The 17066-nt window shown below is 37.5% G+C and carries 10 protein-coding genes; 8 read left to right on the forward strand and 2 right to left on the reverse strand.

Going from position 1 to position 17066, the window contains the following annotated elements; genetic code table 11:
• Positions 1-33 precede the first annotated feature (33 nt).
• From CHRYMOREF3P_RS22250 to CHRYMOREF3P_RS22265, 4 genes are all read left to right on the forward strand, one after another.
• Complete coding sequence (locus tag CHRYMOREF3P_RS22250; RefSeq protein ID WP_180565546.1) at positions 34-1626, forward strand: MFS transporter; 1593 nt, start codon at positions 34-36, stop codon at positions 1624-1626.
• Between the two features lie 351 nt (positions 1627-1977).
• Complete coding sequence (locus tag CHRYMOREF3P_RS22255) at positions 1978-4188, forward strand: TonB-dependent receptor (RefSeq protein ID WP_180565547.1); 2211 nt, start codon at positions 1978-1980, stop codon at positions 4186-4188.
• Between the two features lie 106 nt (positions 4189-4294).
• Entirely contained in the window at positions 4295-5125 is an 831-nt protein-coding gene (locus tag CHRYMOREF3P_RS22260) for a siderophore-interacting protein (RefSeq protein ID WP_180565548.1), read from the forward strand.
• 172 nt (positions 5126-5297) lie between these two features.
• Positions 5298-6002, forward strand: coding sequence for a class I SAM-dependent methyltransferase (locus tag CHRYMOREF3P_RS22265; protein ID WP_180565549.1), 705 nt, complete (start codon positions 5298-5300; stop codon positions 6000-6002).
• A 194-nt stretch (positions 6003-6196) separates the two neighbouring features.
• Here CHRYMOREF3P_RS22265 and CHRYMOREF3P_RS22270 read toward each other — a convergent pair whose 3' ends face one another.
• Together CHRYMOREF3P_RS22270 and metG are read right to left on the reverse strand one after the other, a co-directional pair.
• Positions 6197-6697: a hypothetical protein gene (locus CHRYMOREF3P_RS22270; RefSeq protein ID WP_180565550.1), complete on the reverse strand. Its 501-nt coding sequence runs from the start codon at positions 6695-6697 to the stop codon at positions 6197-6199.
• Between the two features lie 232 nt (positions 6698-6929).
• Positions 6930-8966: a methionine--tRNA ligase gene (gene metG, locus CHRYMOREF3P_RS22275; RefSeq protein WP_180565551.1), complete on the reverse strand. Its 2037-nt coding sequence runs from the start codon at positions 8964-8966 to the stop codon at positions 6930-6932.
• Between the two features lie 336 nt (positions 8967-9302).
• Between metG and CHRYMOREF3P_RS22280 the strand changes: the two genes are divergently transcribed.
• From CHRYMOREF3P_RS22280 to CHRYMOREF3P_RS22295, 4 genes are all read left to right on the forward strand, one after another.
• On the forward strand, positions 9303-12062 hold the full coding sequence (locus CHRYMOREF3P_RS22280) for a SusC/RagA family TonB-linked outer membrane protein (protein WP_077415866.1): 2760 nt from the start codon (positions 9303-9305) through the stop codon (positions 12060-12062).
• Positions 12063-12073: 11 nt separating this feature from the next.
• Positions 12074-13675, forward strand: a complete 1602-nt coding sequence (locus tag CHRYMOREF3P_RS22285) for a RagB/SusD family nutrient uptake outer membrane protein (RefSeq protein ID WP_077415006.1) — start codon at positions 12074-12076, stop codon at positions 13673-13675.
• A gap of 18 nt (positions 13676-13693) precedes the next feature.
• Complete coding sequence (locus tag CHRYMOREF3P_RS22290; RefSeq protein WP_077415004.1) at positions 13694-14812, forward strand: SusE domain-containing protein; 1119 nt, start codon at positions 13694-13696, stop codon at positions 14810-14812.
• A 74-nt stretch (positions 14813-14886) separates the two neighbouring features.
• On the forward strand, positions 14887-17043 hold the full coding sequence (locus CHRYMOREF3P_RS22295; protein WP_077415002.1) for a glycoside hydrolase family 97 protein: 2157 nt from the start codon (positions 14887-14889) through the stop codon (positions 17041-17043).
• Positions 17044-17066: the final 23 nt, after the last annotated feature.

Consider the following 17066-nt stretch of genomic DNA (forward strand, 5'->3'; position numbering starts at 1 on the left):
TCTGATATCTGAAATCTATTATCCAAAAGAATCATGTACAACAAAGGATTATATAGCGACTGGGTACCGAAACCCGTACAGCTGCTGCTGATTGTATTACTGCTTGCTGTGGTAATGCCGATTGGTGGGGTGTATACCGGGAATATCAGCTCTCTGGTAAGCGGTACCGGTGCCATGACAGAATATTTTATGTGGGCTAACTATGCAACTACCATTGGAATGGGAGCCTGTATGCCTGTTGTTCTCAGAATTAAAATGAGATTCAAAGTAAGGGATAAGATGGTTTTGCTTCTGGTGCTTTTAGGACTGCTAAGTTATGTGAACGGGACTACTTTACAGCCGGTAATCTTCATATTTACTTCTTTACTTATTGGTTTTATGAAGATGATGGTAACTATAGAACTCTTCCTGCCACTTATGGTTATGATTGGAAACCGCGGAGTATTTTATGGGGCTTTCTATACATTCGTTCTTGTGATGAATCAGGTGGCTACCTATTATGCAGCTGAGTTTGCCCTTCTTTACAACTGGCAGCAGTTTTATCTGTTCACAGCTGTTTTATGCTTTATTTTAGCTTTAATACACTGGATTTTTATGCATAATAAATATTTTGCGTTAAAAGTTCCGCTGCATTATATTGACTGGTTGAGTATTTTGCTTTTCATTTCAACTTTTATGTTTTCAGCCTATGTTTATTCGTTTGGAAGACAGCAGGATTGGTTCAATTCGAAGAATATTATTTACGCAAGTATTACAGCTTTTGTAAGCTTTGCACTGCTTTCTATTCGTCAGCTGACCTTAAAACGACCCTACCTTTCATTCAAAATTTTCACAAAGAATAATGTACAGCATGGGTTGTTTATGCTTTTCTGGCTGGGAATGTTTTTAGGAACAGCTTCTATTCAGAATACTTTTGCGGTTGGTGTATTAGGGTATGACCAATTGACAAATACCAGACTGAGTTTACTAATGATTCCCGGAATTATCTTAGCCGGAGTCATTGCAATTTTCTGGTTTAAAAAAGAAAAACCTTTGAAAATGTATATTTTTTCCGGTTTCTCAGCTATGGTTGGATATGCCATCATCATGTACTTTTCTATGGTATTGGAATTCAGTTATGACAGCTGGTATCTGCCTATGTTTTTAAAAGGCTACGGAATGTGTTCACTGTTTATTTCCGTATGGTTTTATACACTGGATAAGCTTGAAATGGATGAAATGCTTGCTGCTATCGGGCTTGTACTGGTTTGGAGAACTTTTCTTGCAGTAGGGATTTTTTCAACACTCTATGCCTGGTTTCAATACCGTTTCCAGATTATAGCAATAGGAGATCTCGCCGTTTATATGGATGGAATGACTGTTACTCCTCAGAATGTAGCAGCCAATATGAAACCGATTCAGCTTAATGCCATCATCATAGCCACCAAAAAGATATTCGGATATATCATCTTAGTCGGGTTTGGAGTATTGATTTATGTTGCCACGCATCACTTTGGAGCAAAACGTTTTCAATATTTCAGATTTGTGAGAGTTCTTGGTGGTAAATCTGTAATTGCGAGAAGAAGACTTCGGGAAAGAAAAAAATTATTAGAAGAAATAAAAGATGCTGCAGGACCTGCAGTATAAAAGATACCTTGTTTTTCACTAGTAAAATCCTGGTCCTTCATTGGGCTGGGATTTTACGTTTTTAAGAAGATGTCAAATTTTAAACTTTTTTGAAACATTAAGATTGTATTAAGGTGTTTAGAGTATTAAGATGAGCTTCGCTTTAAGCTTAAAAATCAGAATGATTTATCTTAACTATACTTTATTCCTTAATCCTTCTTAATGGTTTTTATATATATCCAGATTTAGAAAACTTTTCTGTAAAAAAGATGTTTACAATTATAAATAAGGGGAAATTTCATAATTTGTTATTTTTATTCTTTCTAAATAAGGATTATCTTTGTGAGATTATAAAAATTTGAAGTAGAAAGAATGAAAAAGCAGTATGCATTCATAGGTCTTTTGGTTTCGGGGTTGATGATTTCCCAGACAGTAAAAGATTCTATAGCCTCTAAAGGTATTGAAGATGTGGTTATCGTAGCCTCCAGAAAGCCTACAAAAATCTCTGAAGTTCCGGGAACGGTTTGGGTGGTACAGAAAGAAAAGATCCAGGAACAGGCCAAAAGTGGAGTTCCAATCAAAGAGATGTTGTCGATTCTGATTCCTTCTATGGATATTGGTCCACAGGGAAGAACCAATTACGGACAGAATATGAGAGGACGTTCTGCGCTCGTGATGATAGATGGAGTTTCTCTGAATAGTATCCGTGCAATAAGCCGTCAGTTGGATGCAATAGATCCTTTTAATATCGAAAGAATTGAAGTCCTTTCAGGAGCAAGTTCAATTTATGGAGGTAACGCTACCGGTGGAATTATCAATATTATTACAAAGATTCCTTCCAAAAAAGGAATTAGCGGTGAGACTGAATTGGGTGTACGTTCAGGATTTATGGGAAAAGAGGACCATGATTTCCGTGTTGCTCAGTCTATTGCAGCTAAAGGAGACAAATTCTTCGGGAGATTGGGAGTAGCCTATCAGCAGAATGGTGGGGTGTATGGAGCTGATCAGAAACAGCTTTTTACAGATATTACACAGACGGATCTTCAGTATAACCAGTCGATTGACATCCTTGCTACTGGAGGATATCAGTTTAATAATAAACATAAAATAACAGCCTCTGTTCAGTATTATAATTCTAAATTTAATGGAGACAGAAGTTTATTTTTAGGTGAAAATCTAAGCGCATTTACTACAAAAAATGCTTCATTACTCGAAATGAGAGATGGTTTCTCATCCGATAAAAATGTTGGGACGGAGCGTTATATGGCTACTGTAGCTTATAATGGAAACGGAATTTTAGGCGGACAGGACCTGTATGTGCAATTGGCTACCCGAGGTGAAAAATTAGGATTCTATCCATTCCCGGGAAATGTTACTTTGCAGACAGGAAGAATACCTTACATGTCCTCCTCACAGCAGGATACTTATTATTCTGGGATTAAAGCTTTATTATCCAAATCATGGAGAGGACTGAATGTTACGTATGGAGCAGACTTCGATTTTGAAAAGTTTGAGGGCACCCAATCTGTTTATGATATTGCAAAAACAATGTCCAGCGGGGGCTTAGTCAACGAAACAAAATACAGTCTGGGAAGATATCCAACCAATCATTCACAGAGTTACGCCGGATATGTTCAGGCAAAATATAATATCCTGCCGAAATTACAACTGAATGCAGGAATCCGTTATCAGCATATCAATGTGAAGATGGACGACTTTGTGGGCTCAGAACAGCAGACACAGATTGCAATGGGGTATGGAAGCTCAGCATCCGCAATTCCGGGAGGTGAAAGTTCTTATAATGTGACCCTGGCCAATGCCGGATTGTTATATAAATTCAATGAACAGCATCAGGTTTGGGGAACCTTTTCCCAGGGAGCAAGTTTAGCAGATCCTGCTAAGTTCTATGGTATCGGGCAATATAAGCTTGTGGGGACAAACTGGGATGTTGTATCCAGTATCAATGTAAAAGAACAGCCGCTGCAGGCTATCAAAACCAATCAGTTTGAAGTAGGATACCGCGTTAACAGAGGAGGTTTAAGAGCTCAGATTGCTGGCTTCCTGAGTAATTCTGATAAAACGGTAGCTGTAGATAAAAAGACCTTCCAGATTCTTGTGAATGATTTAAAATTAAGAAACATGGGAATCGAAGCTGAGGTTTCTTATTCCTTAAGCAATGGGGTTTATTTCGGAGCAAGCGGACTTTTGATTAAATCTGAGGTAGATAATAAAGGAGAGTGGCAGAAACAGGAAATTTACAATGCTTCTCCTTCAAAATTGGTGACCTATATCGGATATAATATTAAAAACTGGTCATTCAGATTCCAGTCTTTGCAGAATTTCAAGCAGAAAGACGAGCTTAATAATGTTGTAGAAGGTTACAATACTTCAGACCTGATGATGGGATACCGATTCAACTGGGGGAAATTCAATTTAGGAATCCAGAATATATTTAATACAGATTATCAGACAATATGGAGCAAGCGTTCCCAGGTGTTGTATTCTACATATGGACTTCCTGAATTGTTTAATTATAAAGGAAGAGGAAGAACATTCAACCTTTCTTACACTTTTGAATTTTAAAAATAAGATGAAGGTAAAAATGCCTTGATCTGAAAACATATTGTATTTCAAATCCGGTTTCTGAAATTGATCGGAAATCGGATTTTAATTTTAAAAAAAATCAGTTATGGCTAAAATTTCAACAGGGCAGATTGTTGCCGAAGTAACCAGAAAAGAATACATTACTGACCATTTTATCAGAGTGTATTTGTACTCACCGGAAGTTCAGTTGTTCAAAAATACTATGGTGGGAGACAATAATAAGATTGCAGTTCCTCCAGTTGGTTTGAACGAGATTCATTTCCCGACACTGGATGAAAATCATCAGTGGATATACCCGCCTAAAGAAGTGGCTCCAGCCATCAGAACCTATACCCACAGAGGAATTGATCTGGAGAAAAACGAATTGATCATCGACTTTGTAGATCACGGAGACGGTGGGCCTTCCTCCAAATGGGTGAGGGAAGCTGAAGCGGGTTCAAAGCTTGGAGTCATGATGCGTTTGGAAGGAAAAGAACTGTATCCTGCTGCAGATTGGTATCTGTTGGTGGGAGACGCTACTGCCATTCCGGTGATCAGTGCGATTTTGGAAACTCTTCCTGAAACAGCAAAAGGAATATGTATCATCGAAGTTCATGGAAAAGAAGACGAACAACTGCTTGAAACGAAAGCCCAGATTGATTTTAAATGGCTGCACAATGCACAACCTCAGATCAGCAGTGAAATTGCCAATGCCGTAAAAAGCATTGATCTTCCCGAAACTAAAAAATTTGGCTACGTTGCCTGTGAATTTTCAAGCGTAAAAGAAATCCGTACTTATCTGAGAAAAGAGAAAAACTGGGCTTCACAGGAATTATATGCTTATTCTTACTGGAAAGCAGGTGTAGCAGAGAATGAATCGCAGGCGGACAGACATAGGGAGAAGGATTCGATGGAGCAGAAAATAGGTGATAGATAGCAGGTTTTAGGGATTAGAGAGTTTAAGGTTCAAGGTTTAAAGTTTAAAGTTTAAAGTTGCGGGTGACCAAGAAATGACAAGTAACAAAAACAACCAGCAACCAGTAACTCATAACCAGCAACATTCAACTAAAAACTTTGAACATTGAACCCCGAACCCTTATCTTTGCACTATGAAAGATTTAATGGGCAGAGCGATCTGGGATTATTACCACAATGAAAATCCGGAGGATCTGCAGACTGAAACATCAATTTCTGAGCTGGATGAACTTCCGGTGGATTATTTATTCAGAGATTTTGAAGAAATGAACGATATTGAACAGAAAGCACTGGACTTATCCGAAGGAAAGGTTCTGGATATCGGAGCGGGTGCAGGTTCTCATTCTTTATATCTTCAAAATGAAAGAAATCTTGAGGTAATCGCATTGGATATTTCACCAAAATCTATTGAAGTCTGCCAGCTGAGAGGAATTAAGAAAGCAGTTTGCAAAAATATGCTTGAGTTTTCAGGAGAGACTTTTGATACGATTTTATTATTGATGAACGGTACAGGAGTTTTTGAAAAGCTTGCTAAAATAGATACCTATCTTCAGAAGCTGCATACTTTATTAAATGATAAAGGGCAGATTCTCATTGACAGTACGGATATTCTTTATATGTTCGACCGCGATAAAGATGGCGGAGTGTATATTCCTGCAGGTGGATATTACGGAGAACTGGATTACATAGTTCATTATAAAGGCGAATCTGAAGAACCGATTACCTGGCTGTACCTTGATTTCAATACTTTGAAAAATGCGGCTGAAAATAACGGCTTCAAAATAGAAAGAGTTTTAAAAGACGAAGATTCTTACTTGGCAAAGCTCACTAAGAAATAATTGATAATAAGTCATTGCGAGCTGAAAGCGAAGCAATCTCAACAAATAATACATTGTCATTCTCTGAGCAGGATGGCAATTTTTGTTTTTGGGACCTCTTCTAGCCCCGATAGGAACGGTTACCCCACAGCATGTAGTTGTGGCCCCGGGCCAGGCGCGAGGAGTAAAAGTGGATAGCGGGAAACAGCTCCTTATTATTGTCTGAACAGATGGATGGCTCTTGCAAACGGATAGAAAGAAAACCATTCCTGAAAATAAAAATACATCAGAACAGTGTTTCCGGCACATAAAATCACTGGAAGAATATAAGATTCTGCACGGTAAGGAAGTTTTTTTGGAGTTGCTAAAACGCTGATGACAAGTAAGCCCAAAGCACCTACTGCAACGACTCCAATTTCGGGACTGTATCTGGAAGTGGTGCCAAAGTCAAAATGGGAAACCAGAACATATTTTTGAAACATAAAAAAAAGAAAACCAAATGCCAGTGCTAAGAAGCTTGCAAGGTATTTTTTTAGTTTGACTAAATTAAGGAACAGTAAAATAGACCCCGGAATTGGAGAGAAAAAAACGGAGCTGACAAAAATAGTCCTTCGAGAATAAAGCTTAACAGCTTCCGTATCTTCTGTGATATGGTCTTTCCATACTTCTACCTCTTCTGTACGTTTTGCTTCTTCAGCTTCCTTTTTTTTTTGCAAAATCAATCCCTGAACAGCGGCTTTTTCCTGCTCACTGAAAACACGTCCTCTTTCTTCCAGAATTTCAAAAGCAATCTGAACGGCTTCCGGAACAAAACAGTTGCCTTCTTTTAAATATCCCTCTAATTCCTGATTGGAAAGCTTTCTTAAAACACTTTTATTGACAATAAGTATTATTTAAAAGAAAGGCTGTCTCTAATGAAACAGCCTGTGATCTTTATAAGGATTTTAATTATCCGATCTCAATACCGTTTTCAACATTGCTGTCATCCGGTGTTACGAAAGATAATTTTCCGTCTGGTTTTGTTGTTAATAATAACATTCCCTGAGATTCAATTCCTCTGATTTTTCTAGGAGCAAGGTTCAGCAGGATCATTACCTGCTTACCGATTACTTCTTCAGGAGTGAAGCTTTCTGCAATCCCGGAAACAACAGTTCTTACATCTACTCCTGTGTCTACAGTAAGTTTTAATAATTTATCTGCTTTTTCTACTTTTTCAGCTTCTGTAATGGTTGCTGTTCTAAGGTCTATTTTAGTAAAGTCATCAAACGTGATCTCTTCTTTCATAGGGTTTGCGTTAGGGTTTGTTTTTTTATTGTTTTGTTTTGTGTTCTCTAGTTTTTGGATTTGAGCTTCAATGACATCGTCTTCAATTTTTGAAAAAAGAAGAGATGATTCGTTGATTTTATGTCCTGTTTCAATTAAAACTGCTTGACTTTCAATCGTATTCCAGTCTTTCTTTTCAACGTTGAACATGTTCAATAGCTTTTCAGAGCTGAAAGGTATGAAAGGTTCACATAACTGAGCTAAAGCAACAGCTATTTGTGCTCCCACGAATAAAGACTGAGCTGCTTTTTCCGGGTTGTCCTTAATGGTTTTCCAAGGTTCTTCTGTTTGAAGGTACTGGTTTCCAAAACGGGCAAGATTCATCAATGCAGTTAGTGAATTTCTGAACTCATAATTTTCAAGGAATCCTGAGATTTCTTTTGCTGATTTATTTATTTCCTGCAATTCGGGACTGTTTACATCTCCTTGCGGAACAACACCGTCATAATATTTATGAATAAGAACAGCGACTCTGTTGATGAAGTTTCCGAAGATACCTACCAATTCAGAATTATTCTTAGTCTGGAAATCCTTCCATGTAAAGTTATTATCTTTTGTTTCCGGAGCAGATGAAAGAAGAGCATATCTTAATACATCCTGTTGGCCAGGGAAGTCTTCCACATATTCATGAGCCCATACTGCCCAGTTTCTTGAAGTAGAGATCTTGTCGTTCTCAAGGTTCAGGAATTCAAAAGCAGGAACATTTTTAGGCATGATATAATCTCCGTGAGCCTTCATCATCGCAGGGAAAATAATACAGTGGAATACAATATTATCCTTTCCGATAAAGTGTACCAGGTCACTGTTTTCGCTCTGCCAGTAATCTTTCCAGTCTTTTCCGTTCTTCTCAGCCCATTCTTTGGTAAAAGAAATATAACCGATAGGCGCATCAAACCATACGTACAATACTTTCCCTTCTGCATTCGGAAGCGGAACCGGAACACCCCAGTTCAGATCTCTGGTCATCGCACGAGGCTTAAGGCCGTCATTCAGCCATGATTTAACCTGTCCGTACACGTTAGGCTTCCAATCGTCTTTATGGCCTTCAATGATCCACTCGTTTAAAAAGTCTTCGTATTCGTTTAATGGCAGATACCAGTTTTTTGTTTCTTTAAGGATAGGAACATTTCCGCTAAGCATAGATTTCGGATTGATCAGCTCGGAAGGAGAAAGGGTAGAACCACATTTCTCACACTGGTCTCCGTAAGCATTTTCATTACCACAATTAGGACACGTTCCTACAATATAGCGGTCAGCAAGGAATTCTCCTGCCTGCTCATCAAAATACTGCTCAGAAATTTCTTCTGTGAATTTTCCTTTTTCGTATAATACCTTAAAGAAATCCTGACTGGTTTCATAATGGTTTTTAGACGTTGTTCTTGAATATTCATCAAATGAAATTCCCAGATCAGCAAAAGATTTTTTAATGATCCCGTGATATTTGTCAACAATATCCTGAGGAGTAACTCCTTCTTTTTTGGCTCTTATGGTAATAGGAATTCCGTGCTCATCTGAACCACAGATAAACGCTACATCTTTTCCTAATCTTCTCTGAAATCTTGCGTAAACATCCGCAGGAATATAAACACCTGCCAAATGTCCTATATGAACCGGCCCGTTTGCATAAGGCAAAGCTGCCGTAATCATCTTTCTGTTTGACATTTATAGTAAAGTTTTAACTGCAAAGATAAGGAATATCTGTTGAATACCGCTATTGGTGGTGTTATTATGACGCAGAATGCAATTTTATAAGGTTGAATATGAATTTAAGTTAAACGGTTGTTTAACTAAATATTAATTTAATACAAATACTATGCAATGCATAAGACGGTGCAAATTATTGAAATTTAAAAAACTAACTAAAAAGTGTTTCGTAATATACATAATTTTAACTAAAATTATATTAAAATTACGATAATTCTATTTTTTTTTTAAATTGCGAGTCTGGCTACAAGCCGAATTAAGACTGAAAAAACGAAACTATAAAAAAATATGATTGTGAATAATTTTACAACAGTATTGAAAATTGCGCCCGCTTTTTTATTGGCCAGCACAATAATGCATGCGCAGACTAAAGACTCTGTTCCTCAGGAGAAGAAAATTGAGGAAGTTGTATTAATCGGGTATGGAAAGCAGAAAAAATCTGATCTTACCGGTTCTATAACTTCAGTCACAGCAAAAGACTTCAACGGAGGAGCAACTTCTGCAGGGCAGCTGATCCAGGGTAAAACACCAGGAGTACAGATTACCAATAACAGTGGAGCACCAGGATCCGGAACCAAGATCCGGATAAGGGGAACATCTTCCTTAAGTGGAGAAAACTCCCCATTGATCGTAATTGATGGAGTTCCCCAAGATTTTGTGGGGATGAATGGTGTTTCTGATCCTTTATCCTTAATTAACCCTAATGATATTGAAACATTTGATATTCTTAAAGATGCTTCTGCGACTGCTATATATGGTAACAGAGCTTCGAATGGGGTTATTCTTATTACAACTAAGAAAGGAACAGCAGGAAAGTTCAAAGTGAATTTCTCAACGGTAACTTCGGTTTCTACCAAAATGGGAAAAGTGGATGTGCTGAACGCTCAGGAATTCAGGGATTTTGTTAATACCAATCCATATGCACCAGCAGGCTATAAAACCAAACTTGGAAATGCTGATACTGACTGGCAGGATCAGATTTATCAGGCAGCATGGGGCACAGATAATAACGTAGCCCTTTCAGGAGGTATTAAAGGTTTGCCATACCGTTTATCATTAGGATATAATGAGCAGAACGGGATTGTAAAATCAAATTCTTTCCGCAGAACTTCTGTAGGATTAAACTTAAACCCTAAATTCTTTGATAATCATTTATCAGTGAATGTAAATGCAAAAGGAACATTTACGGATAATAGATTTGTAGACGGAGGAGTGATCAAGGCGGCTACCTATTTTGATCCTACACAACCAGTATATTCAGGAAATTCTAATTATGGTGGTTATTATGAATGGCTGGATTCCGGATCTGCAACAGGATTTAATGTAAATGCCAACTCGAATCCACTTGGAATGATCAATGGTGTAAGAGATGTGTCTTCTGTTCTAAGGGGATTGGGAAATATTCAGTTAGATTATAAGTTTCACTTTCTTCCGGACTTGCATTTCAATGTGAACGCTGGATACGATTATACAAAAAGTGATGGACACAAGTTTAAAGATGCTCGTCTGAGACCAGGTTTTGAAGATAAAGGAAGTTCAAATTTCTATTCTATGGAAAAGAAAAATAAACTTTTGGAAACCTACTTTAATTATGTGAAAAATATCAGTGCTATTAATACTGGTGTGGATATTACTGCAGGGTATTCTTATCAGGATTTCAATATTTATCTTCCAGGAGCGATCACTTATAGAGGAACAGGAATTAACTCGCAAGATTTAGACTTCAAAACTCAGAATACGTTGATTTCATTTTATGGAAGAGCTATTTTTACCATAGCTAACAAATATGTTATTTCAGGATCGGTTCGTAAAGATGGTTCTTCGAGATTCTTCAACGGAACCAGAGATAATGTATGGGGAGTTTTCCCGGGAGTTTCTTTAGCATGGAAGCTTAACGAAGAAAATTTCATCAAAAATATATCCTCTATCAGTACATTAAAGCTAAGAGCAGGATGGGGTAAAACTGGTCAGCAGGAATTGCCAGCACTTAATGGTAACAAACCTAATAATTATCCGGCTTTTGCAGCTTATAATCCAAGTTATCAGGGAGCGGGCTATCAGTTTGGAAATGAATTCTATTTTATGTTCAGACCTGCTAACTACAATCCGAATCTTACCTGGGAAACTACTACTACCAAGAACTTAGGATTGGATTTTGGGTTTAATAAAAACAGAATTACCGGATCAATAGATGTCTTCAGAAAAGATACCAAAGATCTTCTTGTATATGCTGATGAACCGGCAGGAGGCTTAAGTAACGCGAGCTGGCAAAATGTCGGAGATATGAAAAATGAGGGTATTGAGGGAAGTATTACAGTAATCCCGGTTAAAAACCAAAATACAACCTGGGAAGTAAGCTTTAATGCTACGCATTATAAACCGGTAATCACGAAGCTTAAAGACCGAGCAGATGAGTCTTTCAATATGGAAGTAGGAGGGATTGAAGGAGGTTCAGGAAACAGAATTCAGGCTCATGCAGTGGGATATGCACCTAATTCATTCTGGGTATATCAGCAGGTATATGATACCAATGGAAAGCCTGTTGACGGTGCTTTTGTAGACAGAAATGGTGATGGTACAATCAGTACAAAAGATATGTATTACTACAAATCCACAACCCCTGATGCAATTTTAGGTTTCTCTACCAAAGTATCTCACAAGAACTGGGATTTTGCATTAAGTGCAAGAGCTGTATTAGGAAATTATGTATATAATAATGCTGCTTCCAATAGTTCTTTACAATCTGCATCTACCAACGAATATCTTCAAAATGTGTTCGCAACAGCGCCTCAATATCAATTCTCTGTTCCTCAGTATAAATCAGATATTTATGTTGAGAATGCTTCATTCCTGAGACTTGATAATATCAATGTCGGATACAATTTCGGAGAAATTTTCACAAAAGGGAGTAATCTGAAAGTATATGCGATGGCACAGAATGTCTTTGTAATTACTAAATACTCAGGAGTAGATCCTGAAGTTTTTGGTGGAATAGATAACGGTTACTACCAAATGCCTAAGATTTATTCTTTAGGTTTTAACTTTCAATTTTAAATAAGAATTCAATGAAACTAAATAGAATTAAACTTAAAAATATAGTATTGCCTCTTTCAGCAGTATTTTTATTGACAGCAGCTTCTTGTGTGAAAGATCTTGAAAGAGAACCTATCACAGATGTTACTTCAGCCAGTATTTATAAAGATTTTGCCAACTATAAAAATGTTTTGGCAAAACTTTACGGAGGGCTTGCTATGGGAGGGCAGATCAGTGGAGACGGTGATCAGCCGGATAGTGATATTAACGGAATCAATGGTGGTTTCTCTCAATATACCAGATTGATGTATACCCTGAATGTTGTCACAACCGATGAGGCTGTGATTGGATGGAATGACGGAAATCTTCATACTCTTCACAAAATGACCTGGGATGCTTCCAATGAATTCATTGCTGCTATGTACTATAGAGTATATACGGAAATTGCTTTTTGTAATGAGTTTCTGAGAAATGTAACGGATGAAAAATTGGCTTCCAATAATATTACTGGAGATAATCTTGCTCAGGCAAAACTAATGAGAGCAGAAGCACGTTTTCTTAGAGCACAGTCATATTATCATGCAATAGATATGTTCGGGAATGTTCCTTTTGTAGATGAATCCTATTTGCCGGGTTCTGTGAATCCACCACAGAGAATAGAAAGAAAAGCATTATTTAATTTTATTGAATCCGAATTGCTTGCTGTAGCAGGAGAATTAAAAGATCCTAAAACCAATGAATATGGAAGAGCAGATAAAGCTGCTGTATGGTCATTGTTGGCAAAATTATATTTGAATGCAGAAGTATATACGGGAACACAGAGAAATACGGACTGTATCACTTATTGTAACAAAGTGATTGCAGCAGGGTATTCTTTAAAACCAAAATATGACGATTTGTTCCTTGCAGATAACAATATCAATAACCCTGAACAGATCTTAAGTGTAAATTTTGATGGAATCAATACACAGACCAACGGTGGAACAACTTATCTTGTTCATGCTGCAATAGGTGGAGATATGAAAGCTGCTGACTTTGGAGTGAATGGAGGATGGAGTGGTTTAAGAACGACAAAAGCGTTTGTAGGCTTATTCCCTACTAATGGAAGTGATAAAAGAGGAAGATTCTTTACTTCAGGACAAAATTTAGAAATTAATGATTTAGGATCCTTCACAGATGGATATGCATTTATCAAATTCAAAAATGTTAAAAGTAACGGATCTGTTGGAGCTCATACCAACTGGGTTGAAGCTGATATCCCTTTATACCGTTTAGCCGATATCTATCTGATGTATGCAGAGGCTGTTTTAAGAGGTGGCGCTGGTGGAAATCAGGCTACAGCAATCGGTTATATTAATCAGCTGAGAGAGCGTGCTTATGGAAATACAAGCGGAGATGTATCTTCTATCAATCTCAACTTTATTTTAGATGAGAGAGGGAGAGAACTATCATGGGAAATGACCAGAAGAAGTGACCTTATCCGTTTCAACAAATATACTACAGGAGATTATGTTTGGCCATGGAAAGGAAATGTGAAAGATGGTAAAGCGGTAGAAAGTTATAGAAACCTTTTCCCAATACCTGCGAAAGATATTGTAGCAAACCCTAATCTGATTCAGAATCCTGGATATTAATTTAAAATCCTGTTAAAAATGAAAAATCTATTCAAAATATTAGCTCTGGTTTTTACCGGACTTTTAGTTTTTTCCTGTGAAAAAGATGAGGATCAAGCTGTTATTAATGAAACGTCTGCCAGTAAGATATCTGCTGATAAAAGTGCCATTGTTCTTAATGAGCTCAATGCGAATGATGCTGTAATCAGTTTTACATGGACAAAGCCAACGTTTAGTATTGCCGTAGTTCCCAATCAGAAAGTAGAATTCGGAATCAAAGGTGATGGTTTCAAAAAAAGTGCTGTTATTGATTTCTCCAATGATATGACTTCAGGCTCTGTAACTCATGCAGCAATGAATGCAGCAATGTTTTCTATTGGAGCTGTGCCGGATGCTGTGAATGATATTGAGGCGAGGTTGAAAACTTCTGTAGGATCAGCCATTTTTTACTCAAATGTAATTGCACTTAAAGTAACACCTTATACTCCAAACCCTGATTTGGTATATCCTAAGATTAATGTTCCTGGTAGTTATGCGGGAGCAGCAGGTTATGCAAACTGGACTCCTGGAAATTCCCCGAATTTGTTTTCTCCAGGAAAAAATGATGAATACAGAGGGTTTATTTGGATCAACACTGTTTCTGGTGATGATGATGGTAAATATAAATTCTCTATCAATGAGGACTGGCCCGGAAATAAAGGAGACGATGGAACCAATACCGGAAAATTGAAATTAGATGGACCGAACATAAAAGCTCCTGCAGTGGGAACCTATTATATTAAGGTAAATTGGGCCGCAAACACTTATTCTTCTGTGTTGGCAAACTTTGGTGTTATTGGTGATGCAACCCCTACAGGGTGGAACTCAGATACAGATTTTGTATATAATCCTGCAACCAAAACTTTTGTGATTAATTCAATTGCATTATCTAATACCGGAGTATTTAAATTCCGAGCCAATGATGATTGGGCGATGAAATTCCAGCCGAACAAAGATGATGAAGCGCTTACTTCGGGAAAAGGTGTACAAACCTATTTCAATGCTGAAGGAACCGTAGAAAAAGATGGCGGATACAAAGTTTCTCAGGCAGGTAATTATAAAATTGAACTGGATTTACACAATTCAGCATATTACAAGCTAACCATTACTAAATTGTAAATCAAACTAAAATAAAGCAAAGTGCTGCTTTACCGCAGCACTTTATCTATTTTTAAAGTTAATAAATAGTCATTATGAAGAAAATTACAGTTGGAGCGCTTTTGCTCTCAATGATGTTTACAGGTGTGAAAGCCCAATCTTTAAAATCTCCGGACGGGAAGTTTGAAATGAGTTTTCAGCTGAAAGAAGGAGTACCTTACTATAACCTGAAATACAACGGTGCAGTAGTAGTTGAAGATTCTAAATTGGGATTGAGATTATTTAAAGACACAGCCATAAAATTTGCTTCTGAAATAGCCAAATCAGAAGATGCAAAATACGATCTGAATAACGGTTTTGCAAAAACAGATGAAAAAAGAGACTCCAAAAATGAAACCTGGCAGCCGGTTTTAGGAGAAAAGAAAAATTATATCAATAATTACAACGAACTGGCAGTTACCCTTAATCAGGCTTCTACAGACAGAAGTATTGTGGTAAAGTTCAGATTGTTTAATGATGGATTAGGATTCCGATATGAATTCCCACAGCAAAAGAACCTTAATTACTTTGTGATCAGAGAAGAAGATTCTGAAATCGATTTCCCTACCGATATGAAGGCATGGTGGATGGTTGCAGATTATGACTCTCAGGAATACCAGTATCAGGAAACTAAAGTTTCTGAAATTCCTTCAAAATGGGACAAAGCATTTGATGCGAATGCTTCCCAGTCATTGGTGAAAAATGCAGTTCAGTCTCCGCTGATGCTTAAAAAAGAAGGAAAAGAGCCTTTATATATCAACGTTGCTGAAGCTGCGGTATTAGATTATCCTGCTTCACACCTGGAAGTAGATGCTCAGAATTATAAATTCAAAACGCATTTGACGGCTGACAGACAGGGAGCAAAAGGATATATTCAAACTCCGTCAGTAACCCCTTGGAGAACAATTATTGTAGCTCCGAAAGCAGAGCAGGTAATGGATTCTAAAATGATCTTTAACCTTAATGAGCCTACAAAATACACCGATACTTCTTATATTCACCCTACAAAATACATGGGGGTCTGGTGGGAAATGATCATCGGGAAATCTCAGTGGGCATATTCTACTGCTGAAAATGTTCATTTAGGTAAAACAGATTTTGCTAAATTGACTCCAAACGGAAAACACGCTGCAAACAATACAAAAGTTAAAGAATATATTGACTTTGCTGCAGAAAACGGATTCCAGGGATTATTGATTGAAGGCTGGAATATCGGCTGGGAAGACTGGTTCGGACACTCAAAAGAATTTGTTTTCGATTTCATTACCCCTTACCCGGATTTCGATATCAAAATGTTGAATGAATATGCGCATTCAAAAGGAATTAAGCTGATCATGCACCATGAAACTTCAGGTTCTGCAACAAACTACGAAAGATGGGCAGATAAAGCATTCCAAACGATGAATAAATACGGTTATGATGCTGTGAAAACCGGATATGTAGGAGATATTATTCCTAGAGGAGAACATCATTATTCTCAATGGACAATTAACCACTTCTATAGAATTGCTGAAAAAGCAAACGACTATAAAATCATGGTCAATTCTCATGAATCTGTAAGACCTACAGGAGAAAGCCGTACCTACCCGAATTATATTTCTGCAGAAGCAGCACGTGGAACAGAGTACGAAGCTTTCGGAGGAAACAAGCCTGATCACCAGACAGTTCTTCCGTTTACAAGATGGATGGGAGGTTCTATGGATTATACACCAGGTATTTTCCAGACGAAGTTAGATTATTATTTCCCTGGAGATAACCGTTTCGTAAAAACTACTCTGGTAAAACAATTGGCTCTTTATGTAACCATGTATATGCCGCTTCAGATGGCTGCAGATCTTCCTGAAAACTACAAAAAGCATATGGATGCATTCCAGTTTATCAAGGATGTAGCAGCAGATTGGGATGATACAAAAATCTTATCCGCTGAACCTGGTGATTATGTGATTACAGCAAGAAAAGCAAAAGGAACTGAAAACTGGTTTGTAGGAGGTATTACCGATGAAAACAAACGTGAATATACGGTAGACTTCTCATTCCTGGATAAAGGAAAGAAATATGAAGCAACGATCTATGAAGATGGAAAAGATGCTGATTATATTGATAATCCTCAAAGCTATAATATCTATAAGAAAGAAATTACAGCCAAGTCAAAAATTAATTTTAAAATGGTAAGAAGCGGCGGTTTCGCAATTTCTATTAAGCCTGTAAAATAATTTGAAGATACACTAAGGTGCCC

This window comes from Chryseobacterium sp. JV274 (assembly GCF_903969135.1).
GTDB lineage: Bacteria > Bacteroidota > Bacteroidia > Flavobacteriales > Weeksellaceae > Chryseobacterium.